13 protein-coding genes are annotated in these 13891 nt (G+C 36.9%); 4 read left to right on the forward strand and 9 right to left on the reverse strand.

Features of this window, described 5'->3' with window-relative positions; translation table 11 throughout:
• Positions 1-324: 324 nt before the first annotated feature.
• The 3 genes from ACQKN2_RS18950 to ACQKN2_RS18960 form a co-directional block, all read right to left on the reverse strand.
• Positions 325-1947, reverse strand: a complete 1623-nt coding sequence (locus ACQKN2_RS18950) for an S-layer homology domain-containing protein (protein ID WP_427416320.1) — start codon at positions 1945-1947, stop codon at positions 325-327.
• A gap of 81 nt (positions 1948-2028) precedes the next feature.
• Complete coding sequence (locus ACQKN2_RS18955) at positions 2029-3195, reverse strand: endonuclease Q family protein (RefSeq protein WP_427416351.1); 1167 nt, start codon at positions 3193-3195, stop codon at positions 2029-2031.
• 73 nt (positions 3196-3268) lie between these two features.
• The gene (locus ACQKN2_RS18960; RefSeq protein ID WP_427416321.1) at positions 3269-3430 is read right to left on the reverse strand and encodes a hypothetical protein; all 162 of its coding nucleotides are present in this window, start codon (positions 3428-3430) and stop codon (positions 3269-3271) included.
• Positions 3431-3578: 148 nt separating this feature from the next.
• Between ACQKN2_RS18960 and ACQKN2_RS18965 the strand changes: the two genes are divergently transcribed.
• The 4 genes from ACQKN2_RS18965 (at position 3579) to ACQKN2_RS18980 (ending at position 5605) form a co-directional block, all read left to right on the forward strand.
• Positions 3579-4157, forward strand: coding sequence for a TetR family transcriptional regulator (locus ACQKN2_RS18965; protein WP_427416322.1), 579 nt, complete (start codon positions 3579-3581; stop codon positions 4155-4157).
• Between the two features lie 72 nt (positions 4158-4229).
• Positions 4230-4583 (forward strand): DMT family transporter, encoded by a 354-nt coding sequence (locus ACQKN2_RS18970; RefSeq protein ID WP_323651122.1) that lies wholly within the window; start codon positions 4230-4232, stop codon positions 4581-4583.
• A complete protein-coding gene (locus ACQKN2_RS18975) occupies positions 4583-4897 on the forward strand; it encodes a DMT family transporter (protein ID WP_323651121.1) in 315 nt (104 codons plus the stop codon). The genes ACQKN2_RS18970 and ACQKN2_RS18975 overlap by 1 nt, the downstream gene beginning before the upstream one ends.
• Before the next feature lie 111 nt (positions 4898-5008).
• Positions 5009-5605 carry a biotin transporter BioY gene (locus ACQKN2_RS18980; RefSeq protein ID WP_323651118.1) on the forward strand — a complete coding sequence of 199 codons (597 nt, stop codon included), beginning with the start codon at positions 5009-5011 and terminating at the stop codon, positions 5603-5605.
• A 391-nt stretch (positions 5606-5996) separates the two neighbouring features.
• Here ACQKN2_RS18980 and ACQKN2_RS18985 read toward each other — a convergent pair whose 3' ends face one another.
• The 6 genes from ACQKN2_RS18985 to ACQKN2_RS19010 all read right to left on the reverse strand — a co-directional run bounded on the left by ACQKN2_RS18985 (position 5997) and on the right by ACQKN2_RS19010 (position 13594).
• Positions 5997-6539 carry an NADPH-dependent FMN reductase gene (locus tag ACQKN2_RS18985; RefSeq protein WP_427416323.1) on the reverse strand — a complete coding sequence of 181 codons (543 nt, stop codon included), beginning with the start codon at positions 6537-6539 and terminating at the stop codon, positions 5997-5999.
• A gap of 62 nt (positions 6540-6601) precedes the next feature.
• Positions 6602-7219 (reverse strand): nitroreductase family protein, encoded by a 618-nt coding sequence (locus ACQKN2_RS18990; RefSeq protein ID WP_427416324.1) that lies wholly within the window; start codon positions 7217-7219, stop codon positions 6602-6604.
• Between the two features lie 89 nt (positions 7220-7308).
• Entirely contained in the window at positions 7309-8292 is a 984-nt protein-coding gene (locus ACQKN2_RS18995) for a ring-cleaving dioxygenase (protein ID WP_427416325.1), read from the reverse strand.
• Positions 8293-8342: 50 nt separating this feature from the next.
• Positions 8343-8777 (reverse strand): MarR family winged helix-turn-helix transcriptional regulator, encoded by a 435-nt coding sequence (locus tag ACQKN2_RS19000; RefSeq protein WP_427416326.1) that lies wholly within the window; start codon positions 8775-8777, stop codon positions 8343-8345.
• Positions 8778-8936: 159 nt separating this feature from the next.
• On the reverse strand, positions 8937-11168 hold the full coding sequence (locus tag ACQKN2_RS19005) for a YcdB/YcdC domain-containing protein (RefSeq protein ID WP_427416327.1): 2232 nt from the start codon (positions 11166-11168) through the stop codon (positions 8937-8939).
• Between the two features lie 188 nt (positions 11169-11356).
• Positions 11357-13594, reverse strand: coding sequence for a YcdB/YcdC domain-containing protein (locus ACQKN2_RS19010; RefSeq protein ID WP_427416328.1), 2238 nt, complete (start codon positions 13592-13594; stop codon positions 11357-11359).
• Positions 13595-13891: the final 297 nt, after the last annotated feature.

Raw genomic sequence — 13891 nt, forward strand, 5'->3', positions numbered from 1 at the left:
ACAGATAAAACATTTGCCGCTGACGCTTCGCTTTCGCGCAGAGCAGAGCTTCCTGGGGGCCTCGGGGCAACAGGATGTTGGTCACGAAGGTGTTATCACAGGATGTGATGCTTTTAGCCTTTGTTCCTCTATCGCTAATCCCCAAGGAGTCGCCCAGCCGTAACGAAGATCAACTTATCCATATGGCATACTTTTCAACTAATGTTATCTCCAACTTTTGATGATGAGCGCCTAAACTGTACTAGATATCCATCGCAATAAAAATATCATATGTAAACGTCTAAAGGTAGAGGTTTCTATTCACAACCTCTACCTTGAAGGATTTCATTTCTTTAATAGACTTTTAAAATTCATAAATATTTTCGCTGCATGGCCTCGTTTTGTAGGGGCCTCGGGTGAAAATCCCCCTTCACTACCTATAATAATACCTTGCTCATACAACATAGTTATTGCATGTTTTGTTTCTTTATCGTAAGAGGCAATATCAGAGAATGGAGCTTTCTCTTTCACAGTATAAGGTTGCTTTTGCTGATATTCGTAAGCACGATTAATCATTACTGCTAATTGAGCGCGAGTAACTGGCAGCCCTGGGTTAAACGTCCCATCCGACCCCTTAATTAGCCCATATGCATAAGCTGCTGCAATTTCTGACTGAGTTCCGACATCATAGATTGCAATGTCTGTAAACGGTGCCTTTTCTTTCGTCGTTAAACCGAGACTTCTAACAAGCATCGAAGCGGCCTGTGCACGAGTAACACTTTGCTCAGGTTTAAACGTACCATCTGGATACCCGTTCATAATACCCGCTTCAGCTGCCTTCAATATAAACTCCTTTGCCCAATGCTTTTCTATATCAGTAAAGCTTAAAGTTCTTCCAGTAGTAAAAGTAACTGTTGGACTTTGAACACTTTCATTACCAGCCGCATCAACCGCTTTAACAGCTACCGTATATGCTGTATTCGCTATTAAATTATCCAAAGTTATAGCGTTTGTTTTAGCATCTTGTGTCAATATTAGCTTACCATTTACATATACGTTGTAACTAGTGACACCTACATTATCCTTCGCTTCCTGCCAGCTTATTTTTACAGTTGTACTATCCTTCATATTAGCTTGAATCGTTTTTGATACATCCCATAACGTACTTGCTTTTATCGCTGGCAAAAACGCCTCGTTCGCTACTGCTAAATAGCCTGCTTCACTTAAATGAATATTATCAGGATTTGGTAAATAGCTTGGAACATCTTTTGCTACAATATCGTATGTCGGTACAAAAACGGCACCCGCTTTTTCAGCAGTTGTTTGTATCGTTGCATTCATAACTTTTAATAGCATTTTAAATTGTTGCTGTACATCCTCACTATAGTAAGGAAAAGAATTATAATAACCCATCACATAAATTTGAGCGCTCGGATTAATCTTCTTAACTTCTTCTAAAATAGCAGCAATATTTTTTATTGCTCCTTGGGAAGTTTTTAGCATCATTGCTGTATTAATGCCAGTTGTCTGAGACTCTTTTAAAATAGGTATTAAATCATTGGCACCAACGGTTAGAGTAATAATTTCAGCCTCTCTAATAGATGTGCGAACCTTTACCTTCTCACTTTGATAGCCGAATCCTACCACTGGCTTTTCCACATTATTTTGTATATCATCTAGTACATCTTTCGTTGTATAGCCTGAATAGGCAAATCCCTTATTATAAGAAGTGATGAAACCATCTTGCTGTAAAGTTTGTGCAACAAAATCCGTGTAACCTAACCCGATTATTCCAACCTCATTCATACCATGTGCTAAGGAATCACCCAATGCTACATAATCTGCTTGAGCTACCCAACTTGGCGCTATGTAGTCTCTTTGTTCCTCAGCATTTGCACCTATTGGTACTACTAATTGACATGCCAGAACGCTAGTCGCTAAAAACCGAAATTTCCTTGATAATTGCACACACTCACTCCTCCAATTTTTACTAATTACCATTTTAATATACAGAGGATAGAAATGGGTTAAATACGAGCAATTATTTTTTTATTCCAGCTGAACCTTCCCATAAATACCGCCACCACCAACTTCGATTGTCAATTGCCCCGTTCTTGCTAAATCAATCATCTTGGCAATTTTATGTGGCACGATTTGTTCGAGTTGTTCTAGCGTAACTCGATGCAAGATATTCATCTCTGTACCAAATGCTTGTAGTAATCGTTCCATCATTTTCGGCCCTAATCCTGGAATAAAGTCTAGTGGTACTTGGTGAATATATGGTGGTCGTGCACGTTTATCAGTCACTTGCTCTGAAAGCTCCTTTATACGTGTTGCAACCCCTTTTATAATTTGCGTGCTTCCACAGTTTGTACAAATTGTTGCCGAATTGCTAAGCTGCCCACCACATTTTGCACAGGCGGTTTGATGATATTTACCAAGCAAAGGATTTAAGCCATAATTGGCTGTTACTGCACGACCTTGTTGCTCATGAAGCGCCATCTTTAATTCTGTGAAATTTGCATTAGATAGTCTCAATTTTTGATACTCACGCGCAATTTTCCCAAGTGAATGTGCATCAGAATTGCTGACAAATGTATATGCCTGCAGCTCTCTAATGTTACTCACCATATCAGTATCGGAGCTTAAACCAAGCTCTATCGCATCTATAAGCTGAGGATCAAAAACTTCTGTTAAACTACGATGCACACCTTTACCGAACAAACTTTTAAATGGTGTAAAAACATGGGCAGGAATAAAAAGCCCACCTAATTCATGAACCTTTTGCTGCAATGTTCGCCCATCACAATAAATTCGCTGCGAGCTTAAATGGATATTTTTCATATAATTAGACATCCAATTTGAAAATCCCCTCATAAGCGAAAGTGTTGGAAAATAAGCAAGCACATGGATTGGTCCAAGGCAATGTTGATCATAAATCTCAATTTCACAACCTGGAATAAGTGTAGTTTCTTGAAAACGAAGCCCTCCCTGTTCCAGCTCCTTTAGTTCGCCCTGTTCTATCATCTTTGCCATTTCATCCATTACTTCTGGTGACTGACAATCAATAATCCCAATAATCTCCAGTCCCTTTCTTGCGCTTGAAGTCTCTAAAATTCTTGCTAATGTTAACGTTTTACTGCCAGTAATTTTAACAGCACGTCCACTTGAAGTACGCCCAATATGAATATGTAAATCTGCATAGAAATCCTGCATCATTGTAACCCCCTATACGCTCTTTACATGAAATAAAAAAACCTCACATTGCTGCAAGGCATTTTATTCTTAATTAATGATTGCTGAGAGTACTATTATTTGACTCAAAGGCACCGCCCTGTGATGGCATTGTTGAAGAATCATAGGCTACTAATGTCACTCCAATGTTCTTTTCTAGCTCATTAATTCTTTCAAGTTGTTGCTGATCTAGTTGCGCAATCTTTATCTCTTCCATTTTCATCAAATCCTTTCACGAATAAAGTTCCCTAAATAAGAAACATATATACACAAAAATAAATGACTGACTGTCAGTCATTTTTCATTGACTTTATTTCAGCTATTTTGTAACATAATAAATAAGCAGGCTAAAAGCGAGGGATTTCATGTCAAAAGAAGAGAAAATTATTCAAGCTGCAATTGAAGTTTTTCGTGAAAAAGGAATTGAAAAGACTAAGGTTTCAGATATCGTAAAAGCTGCAGGTATTGCGCAAGGGACATTTTATCTTTATTTCCCATCACGGCTTTCCGTTATGCCAGCCATTGCAAAAGTTATGGTTGAGAAGATTATTGCTGCTATAAACGATGGTATTTCAATACAGGAGCCTTTTGCAAAGCAGCTTGAAAAATCAGTAGATATTGTTTTTTCACTAACAAAGGAATATCGAGATGTATTTGCACTTATCTATGCCGGTATTACACAAACTGAGCATATGAAAGAATGGGAAAATATATATGCTCCCTATTATGAATGGATGAATAATTTTTTATACGAAGCTCAACAAGAAGGAACAATACGCGAATCTCTAAATACTACACGTTCTTCTAAACTTATCATCGGTCTAGTAGAATCTGCTGCTGAACAAATTTATTTGTATGATGACAGTGAAGAAGAAACAATTAGACTTCAAAAGCTTGAGCTCCTCGACTTTTTACATCATGCACTCGGTTTACGTCACGCCTAAGTGACGTTCTCTTTTACACTAAAAATGACTGATTGTCAGTCATAATCATGGATAAATGAAAGGAATTTAATGATGCAAAAAGATTGGATTTATGTTGGATTAACTAGTTTGTTTGAATTGTTTTGGATATTTGGTTTTAATGTTGCTAGCGCTTGGTGGCATTGGATTATTATTGTGTCCCTAATTGCGTTGGATTTTCATTTCTTATCGAAGGCTTGTGAAAACCTACCTACAGGCACAGTTTATGCGACTTTTGCAGGGGTCGGTACAATTGGTACTACATTAATGGACATTTTTATTTTTGATGGTGAGTTTAATGCTATTAAAGGTATTTTCATTTTTATTTTAGTATTGGGTGTTATTGGTCTTAATTTAGCTGATAATCCTTCAAAAGATTTTGATGAAAAGAAAGGAGCTAATGCATAATGGGCTGGTTACTTGTTTTATTAGCCGCAATTTCAGAAATTATCGGTGTTGTAGGTTTACGCTATTATAGTCAAAACAAAACTATACGTAATTTATTAATATATGTAGGCGGCTTTGGGATGTCCTTTGCACTTTTATATGCTTCCTTTAACTATTTACAGTTAAGCATCGCCTATGTAGTTTGGGTTGGGATTGGTACAGTTGGCGCTGTACTCGTAAATATTATATTCTTCGGTGAATCTAAGAACCTAACTCGAATTATTAGTATCATCGCCATTGTCATTGGTGTGGCGGGCTTAAAAGCAGTATCTTAATTTGACTTCAACTAAAACCTTTTGTGTTAACCATACAGATTTATCCGGTTGACACAAAAGGTTTATTTTTTTACACTATTATTATCAACATTACTTTTTAGGAGTGAAATAATGACAACGGTTGTGGAACATACGCATCAAAAATTAAGAACAGTAGATATTGCATACGTTGGACTATTTTCAACATTGATGATGATAGGCGCTAATATTACGTCCATTGTACCTTTCATGGTTGTTGGTGGAGTACCGATCACATTGCAAACATTTTTTGCTATTTTAGCAGGACTTATTCTCGGTAGTAGAAAAGGGGCACTCGCTTGTACTGTTTATATGTGCATCGGTTTAGCAGGCGCACCTGTATTTGCACGTTTCAGCGGAGGCTTTGGACAAATTTTAAGTCCTACATTTGGTTTCATTGTCTCTTTTATATTAGCTGCATTTGTCGCAGGGCTTATTGTAGAACGCAGTGGAACGAAGAAAAGCTATGTAGTTGCTGCATTAGTTGCAACTGCTATTAATTATTTACTAGGAACAAATTGGATGTACTTTGCCTACAAGCTATGGGCTAGTGCTCCTGATGCTTTCACTTATAAACTAGCATGGCTTTGGATGATGCCTCCTTTGCCAAAGGATATTATTTTAGCTATATTCGCGGGCATTTTTGCATACCGCCTTCAAAAAGTTTTAAAAATAATTCCAATTAAATAAAGAGATAAAAACCTGTCCAAAAGTATATAGCATACTTAATTGGACAGTTTTTGGTTCATCACCAAAAGTTGTGGATGACTTTTGTTAAAACGTATACTATGCAAATAGTTGATTGTAGTGGAGACTGGGCGACTCCTCGGGGATCAGCGATAGAGGAACGAAGGCTAAAACCATCACATCCTGTGATAACGCCTTCGTGACCAACATCGTGTTGGCCCGAGACCCTGCAGCGAAGCGGCTCATCGAACGCCCCCAGGAAGCTCTGCTCTGCGCGAAAGCGAAGCGTCAGCGGCAAATGTTTTCTGTAGCGAAAGCAAAGCGGCAGCTACAAAGCGCCCAGTCGGAACGGAAATCAACCACACGTTTTGGTGATGATCCCAGTTTTTTATTTTTAAATATATTTTTCCATCCAGTTTAAGAAGTTTTCAATAACTACATCTAGGAATTTGATAGTACCCTCATCTGTTAAATTGCCTTCAGCATCAAATTTAGTGTGTACTGCGCCAATATAAACATCATTACCACTAAGTAATGGTGAATTTACTCCAGGTGAGAATAAAATATCTCGTAAATGTAATTGTGCTTTTACAGTACCTAAGTTACCCATTGATGCTCCCATCATGAATGATGGCTTGCCAATCATTACTTTATCAACACGAGATAACCAATCGATGGCGTTAACCATAACACCTGGCACTGTACCATTATATTCTGGAGTCAACCACAGTACTGCATCTGCCGCTTTTACTTTTGCTTTAAAATCAAGTACAGATTGTGGTGCTTCATTTTCGATATCTTGATTATACATGGGTACATCTTTTAAGCTTAATATTTCAAGATCAATTTTCTCTGTATAACGTTTTTCAATAAATTTTGCTAATTGCATATTATAAGATTCTTTACGGATACTACCTACGATTGCTACTACTTTCATAAATTCTTCCCCCTAAATGTACATTTCTTTATTATTTGTAACAATTTCTATTTTATACCTCTTTAATAATAGGTAGCAAATTCCTCAACTGGTTTACGATAACCACGTAAACGACGACTACTTTCTTTTTCTTTACCTATAGTAATCATTAGTGCAATTTCATGTGTTTCTGGGACATTAAAAAGAGCTCTCATTTGTTGCTGATCAAAGCCGATCATTGGACATGTATCCCATCCGCGGTTTTTAGCCGCCAGCATAAATAACATAGCTGAAAGTGAAGCGTTACGAATAGCTTCCTCCTTCATAAATTCCTCGCCACGTTCTTCATAAAACTTAGTATTTTCATCTACAATATTTTCTAACTCACAAGCATTAATGATTCCTAAATCTACTAACCCTTGACTAAGATTAGCAGTATTTTTATAGGCTTTTTTATCTCCTAAAACAAGTACAACCGCTGAGGCTGAGTGCACTTTATATTGCCCATATGCTGCTTCTCTTACTTTTTCTTTTTTTTCTTCATCTAAGACAACGATGTAATTGGCATGTTGTAAGTTAAAGGCGGATGGAGCAAGTTTAACATCCTCCAAAATGGGACGTATATCTTCTTCGCTCATCTTGATGCCTTCTATAAAGTTATTCACCGAACGACGCTTATCTATTACCTTTGTAAATTCCATCTAACTGACCTCCATTCATTTTTCTTTTAAAAATATGTAATTTCCATTCAGCGAGGCTTTTATATCTCTACTGAATGGAATAAAAGGTACTACTCATACACTTTATCGAACGTAATCGTACTTCTTACAGTGTCAATAGGACGAACAAGCCCTTCAATTTGTGCACGTTTTGGCTCCAAAAACGGTGGCAACGACAATTTTTCACCTAAAGTTTCATAATGCTCATCCCCCATAAATCCTGGGCCATCAGTAGCTAGCTCAAATAAAATTTGTGGTGCAACTCGTGCATAAAGGGATTCAAAGAAGTGTCGGTTTACATAACCAGAAGTATGGAAGCCAAAGCTTTCAAATCGTTCAGTCCATTCATCTAATACAGCGCGATCCTCTACGCGGAATGCCGCATGATGTACTGTACCGAAGCCTTGACGCGCTACTGGTAAAACTGCGTTAAACTCTACAACGATTTGTGCACCGTTTCCGCCTTCACCCACCTCAAATAGATGGACATCCCCTTCCTCTGCAATTTCTGTAAAGAGCATCACTTTCTCTAGCACTTCTTTGAAATATTTAAAATTAGCAACTCGTATAAAAACCGGACCTAGGCCTGTAATTGCATATTCAAGAGGAATCGGTCCATCTTGCCATGGAGTTCCAGATGCAACGCCTGTATTGTTTTCATCAGAAATAAGTTGATATTGCTGATCATCAAAATCAACGAATGATAAAGTTTTCTTACCAAACTGCTCTTGTATACCTGTATGTTTAACATTTAATCGATCAAAACGTTTTACCCAATAGTCTAATGCCGCATCTGTAGGCACGCGGAATGAGGTTTTGGAAATTTCATTTGTTCCATGTACACCTTTTGGGATGTTAGGGAAATCGAAAAATGTCATATCAGTACCAGCACTGCCTTTATCATCTGCAAAGAATAAATGATATGTTTGGATATCATCCTGATTAACTGTTTTTTTCACTAATCGCATCCCTAACACATAAGTAAAGAATTTATAATTCTCTTCCGCACTACTTGTAATAGCAGTAACGTGGTGAATTCCTTTTAAATGATTCATTTTATGCCCCTCCTAATTATCTCGATTTCGAGATATATACGTAAAATTTTTTATTTTTTAACTGCGTTTAAACCAACCTTTTTTAAAGACAGAATCATTGTATCCATCTCCTGTTGACCTAATACTTCAAAAATCTCATTAATTTTTTGTTCATGCTTTGGAAATATTTCTTCCATCAACACTTGTCCTTCAGATGTTAATAAAACATATGTGACACGACGATCCTTTGGGCAAGCACGTCGATACACAAAACCTTTTTGTTCGAGCTTATCAATAACATACGTAATACTACTGCTAGCAATTAAAATTTTCTTCCCAATCACTTGAATTGGTTGCTCACCGTGGTGATATAAAAACTCAAGTACCGAAAATTCGGTTTGATTTAAATCATATTGAAGTAAATCTCTCTTTGTTGCATCCTGAATCGTTTGATACGCCCGGAACAAGACCGTAAAAGCTTTTAAATTACGATTATTTCCCTTCACACGACTCCCTCTTTTCATTTACTTCGAATTCATTTATCTTTAATTCGAGATAATAATAACATATAAAATAATTGACGGCAATCCTTTTGTTTTACTGTAATCTCACAAAAAGGGCATCCCCTAAAATTAGGAGATGCCCCTTCATGTATCGATTACTAATTAATAATAGTAACGGCGGTCGTCGTTTTCCTCATAAACAGCCTTTGCTAGACGAACTGTAGATATTGCCAAATCTGCATACGTCACTTTCCCAGTAGCATTGAATTTATTTTGCTGTCCATCAATTAGCCCCATTGCACTCACTAAAGCAACATAACCTGCGTACGCTGGGTCAATAGAGCTTGCATCAGTAAAGTTTAATTTGTAAATGTCACTATGCTTAGCAACACTTTCTAAATTTAGTATACGTACTAACCATTCTGCAAGCTCTTGACGAGTCAATGTTGTATCTACTGCAAATTGATTCGCCGGTTGTAAAATATCCATTCTTACAGCTTGTTCAACGACTTTGTATAATGGATGTTTTTTGTCAATATTATTAAAGGATTGCCTTTCGTTGTCTCTTCCATTCGGACCGAAATCATATCCGTAAGAAAGTGATTTAACTAAGATTTTCAAAGCTTCTCCCTTGGTTACAGCTGTATCAGCATTAAAGTTTGCAGGGTCTTTAACCTCTAACACGTTTTGGCGTAGTAAATAAGTTAATTCTCCTCCAGCCGTTGGATGTGAAATAGCTGGTTTATCTTTGGCATCATCAACATTTTGAAGCCATTTACCAGTTGTTGCATCAATACCATTGAACAAGCTTCCATTATAAACTGGAGAGTATACTAAATCATAGTGGTTATTATCCTCACCATCCTGTTTTGCATACTGGAGCTCTAATTTTAACCCCTCACTGAACGTTGCTTTTGCTTTATCTGCAGGAATAGCTTTGTTCACAGACGGCCAATTATCGATCTTACGATTATTAACATGTAAAGCATTTAATTTCCCATCTGCACTGATACCAACAGAAATTTCATCCCCTACTACGGCAATGCCATTGACAATACGTGGGAAGGAGAAGTAATACTGTTTGGAATATTTATCATATGTTGCATCTTCTAGTGGTTTTGAATAATTATGAATATAGGACGGAGCCCATTCTTTTAAGTAGTCTATCGCTTTTGCTAATGCAGCATCTTTTGAAATTGGCTCTACTTTATCATCTGTCTCCATGAAATCTCTACGCATATCCCAGTAGTTTGTAATCTCACCTGTTGCCTTGTTCACTTCAAATGATGTGCCTGAGCCTCCATTTCCAAAATAATAAGTATAATTCACTTCGTAAATTGTTTCGCCATTTTCATTTTCTCTTTCATCAACCGACTCAATTTGTAGCTTTACTTTGTCTGAATCAACTTTTAAGAGAGATTTAGCTAACTCTTCAACTTCTGCTACTGTAATATCCTTCTTTCTAGGCGCAAGTGGTTGTGATGCAAGTTTTTCTAGACCTTTTGCCTTTGGTACTTCAGAAGTGAAACCATTCATTGTTCGCCACTGTCCATTTATTGCATGTACACCATTGAAGCCTGTTGATGGCATATACACAAGCTTAGCACTAGCTTCACCTGTTTGGTAATTATAGTCAGCCATATAACGTAAATCTACTGACAAATTTTCGCGAACTTGTGTAAGTATATCTGACTCATTCTTTTTTTGTTCTAAGTTATCAAATGTTGCCTTACTAGTTGACTCAGTATTACGATACATACTTGTAACTTCACCATTCGCTAGAACTACAATATTGATAGACTCATCACTAATTAGTACACCATTATGTGTTGGTGAATAAGTGAATGAATACCTAATTGGTTCAGTTAAAGGCCTACTAAAACTTAAATCAAAATTACCAAAAATACTGTCTTCACGAAGCTTATAACTCGCAGTATTCGGCAATTTCTTTAGGAAGTCTTGGGCAATTTTCTTTGCCTCCACCTCTGAATACTTCACTGGGTACAATGCATCCGCTATATTGGCAGGTTGGTAGTAGAAATTTTCTATTTCTAAATCTTCGCCTTTAAAAGTAAAATTACCAAAAACGTCTTTGCCATTGATTCTCTTATGGAAGTCTAAATCATAGCGTATCGTTTTGTCATCATTATAGTAATGCCCTTGCCCCATTGAAAAATCTTTCTCTGTTACAAAATTGAACTTGCCTGGGAATAGTGTATTCAATTGCTTAATAAGCATAGTTTTCGTTACTTTTGTTTCTGTTGAAGCAACTTGTATTGCAACTCTCTCTTGCGGTTCTTTTACATTTGCTGAAGCTTGTGCCATTGGCGAAAGTACACCAACTGAAAATGCAGTAGATGTTAGTATAATACCTAACTTTTTAAAATTTACCAAAATAGCCCTCCTAGATTATCATTTATCATAATTATATTATACATTTCCAGAAATGGAAATGAAATTCCATGATTATTTATGTTTATAAGAAAATAGAATGAACATAAAGCTATTTTATCTTCATTCAAACAAGTTAAAAAGGCCATCCCCTAAAATCAGGAGATGCCCTTTCATGTATCGATTACTGATTAATAATAGTAACGGCGGCCGTCGTTTTCCTCATAAACAGCCTTCGCTAGACGAACTGTAGATATTGCCAAATCTGCATACGTCACTTTCCCAGTAGCATTGAATTTATTTTGCTGTCCATCCATTAAGCCCATCGCACTTACTAAAGCAATATAACCTGCGTACTCTTGTTTAATTGAGCTTGCATCAGCAAAGTTTAATTTGTAAATGTCACTATGCTTAGCAGCTTTCTCTAAATGTAGTACACGTACTAACCATTCTGCAAGCTCTTGACGAGTCAATTCTTTATCTACTGCAAATTGATCCGCCGGTTGTATAATACCCATGCTTACAGCTTGTTCAACGATTCCGTATAATGGATGCTTTTTGTCAATGTTATTAAAGGATTGCTTCTCGTCGCCTCTTCCATATGGACCAAAATCATAATATCCGTATGATAATGATTTAACTAAGATTTTCAAAGCTTCTCCCTTGTTTACAGCAGTATCAGCATTAAAGTTTGCTGGGTCTTTAACCTCTAATACATTTTGCTGTAGTAAATAAGTTAATTCTCCTCCAGCTTTTGGATGTGAAATAGCTGGTTTTTCTTTGGCATCATCAACATTTTGAAGCCATTTACCAGTTGTTGCATCAATACCATTGAATATGCTTCCATTATAAACTGGAGAGTATACTAAATCATAATGGTGCTTATCCTCTCCATCCTGTTTTGCATACTGAAGCTCCAATTTTAGCCCCTTATTGAACGTTTCTTTTGCTTTATCAGCAGGAATAGCTTTGTTTACAGCCGGCCAATTATCAATCTTGTGATTACTAACATTTAACGAACTTAATTTCCCATCTGCACTAATACCAACAGAAATTTCATCCCCTAGTACAGCAATGCCATTGACAATACGTGGGAAGGAGAAGTAATACCGTTTACTGTCTTTGTCATATACAGTTTCTTCTATTGGTTTTGAATAGTTATGAAGATAGGACGGAGCCCACGCTTTTAAGTAGTCTGTCGCTTTTGCTAACGCAGCATCTTTTGCAATTGGTTCTACTTTCTGATCTGTCTCCATGAAATCTCTACGTATATCCCAGTAGTCTGTAATCTCACCTGTTGCCTTGTTCACTTCAAATGATGCGCCATAGCCGCTACCATTTCCTAATTCATACATATAATTTACTGAATAAATTTTCTCACCATTGTAGTTTTCTCTTTCTTCAACCGACTCAATTTGTAGCTTCACTTTGTCTGAATCAATTTTTAAGAAAGACTTAGCTAACTCTTCAACTTCTGCTAATGTAATGTCCTTCTTTCTAGGTTCAAGTGGTTGCGATGCCAGTTTTTCTACACCCTTTGCCGTTGGTACTTGAGAAGTAAAACCATTCATTGTATGCCACTGCCCATTTAATGCATGTACACCAGTGAAGCCTGTTGGCGGCATATACACAAGCTTAGCAATAGATTCACCTGTTTGGTAGTTAGTGTCAATCATATAACGTAAATCAACTGATAAATTTTCACGAACCTGTGCAAGTATATCTGATTCATTCTTTTTCTGATCTAAGTTATCAAATGTTGCCTTACTAGTTGACTCAGTATTACGATACATACTTGTAACTTCACCGTTTGCTAAAACTGTAATATTGATAAACTCATTACTTAGTGGTACACCATTATGTGTTGGCGAATAAGCGAATGAATACGTAATTGGTTCAGATAAAGGTGTACTAAAACTAAAACCAAAATCACCATACCAATTGTCTTCACGAAGCTTGTAATTCGCAGTATTCGGCAATTTCTTTAGGAAGTCTTGGGCAATTTTCTTTGCCTCACCCTCTGAATACTTCACTGGATACAATGCATCCGCTATATTGGCAGGTTGATAGTGGAAATTTTCTAATTCTAAATCTTCGCCTTTAAACGTAAAATCACCATAAACGTCTTTGCCATCGACTTTCTTTTGGAAGCTTAAGTTATAGCGTATTGTTTTATCATCATTAAAGTAATGCGCTTCCCCCATTGAGAAGTCTTTCTCTGATACAAATTTGAACTTGTTAGGGAATAATGTATTCAATTGCTTAATAAGCACACTTTTTGAAACCTTTGTTTCTGTAGAAGCAACTTGGATTGCAACTCTCTCTTGTGGTTCTTTTACGTTTGCTGAAGCTTGTGCCATTGGCGAAAGTACACCGACAGAAAATGCAGTTGATGTTAGTATGATACCTAACTTTTTGAACTTACCCAAAATACCCCTCCTAAAATATCATTTACTATCATTATAATATATATTTCCAGAAATGGAAACATTATTTCCAGATAATTAATATTTATCAGAAAAGAGAATGAACTCTTTTGCAGCGAAATCGAGCGCTAATGTAGCGACAGCAACAAATTGTTTTCTGTGCGATAGCGTAGTGCTAACGTAGCGACAGCAACAAATTGTTCTCTGTGCGATAGCGTAGTGCTAACGTAGCGACAGCAACAAATTGTTCTCTGTGCGATAGCGTAGTGCTAACGTAGCGACAGCAACAAATTGTTCTCT

This window comes from Lysinibacillus sp. NPDC093688 (assembly GCF_050280145.1).
Taxonomy (GTDB): domain Bacteria; phylum Bacillota; class Bacilli; order Bacillales_A; family Planococcaceae; genus Lysinibacillus; species Lysinibacillus xylanilyticus_B.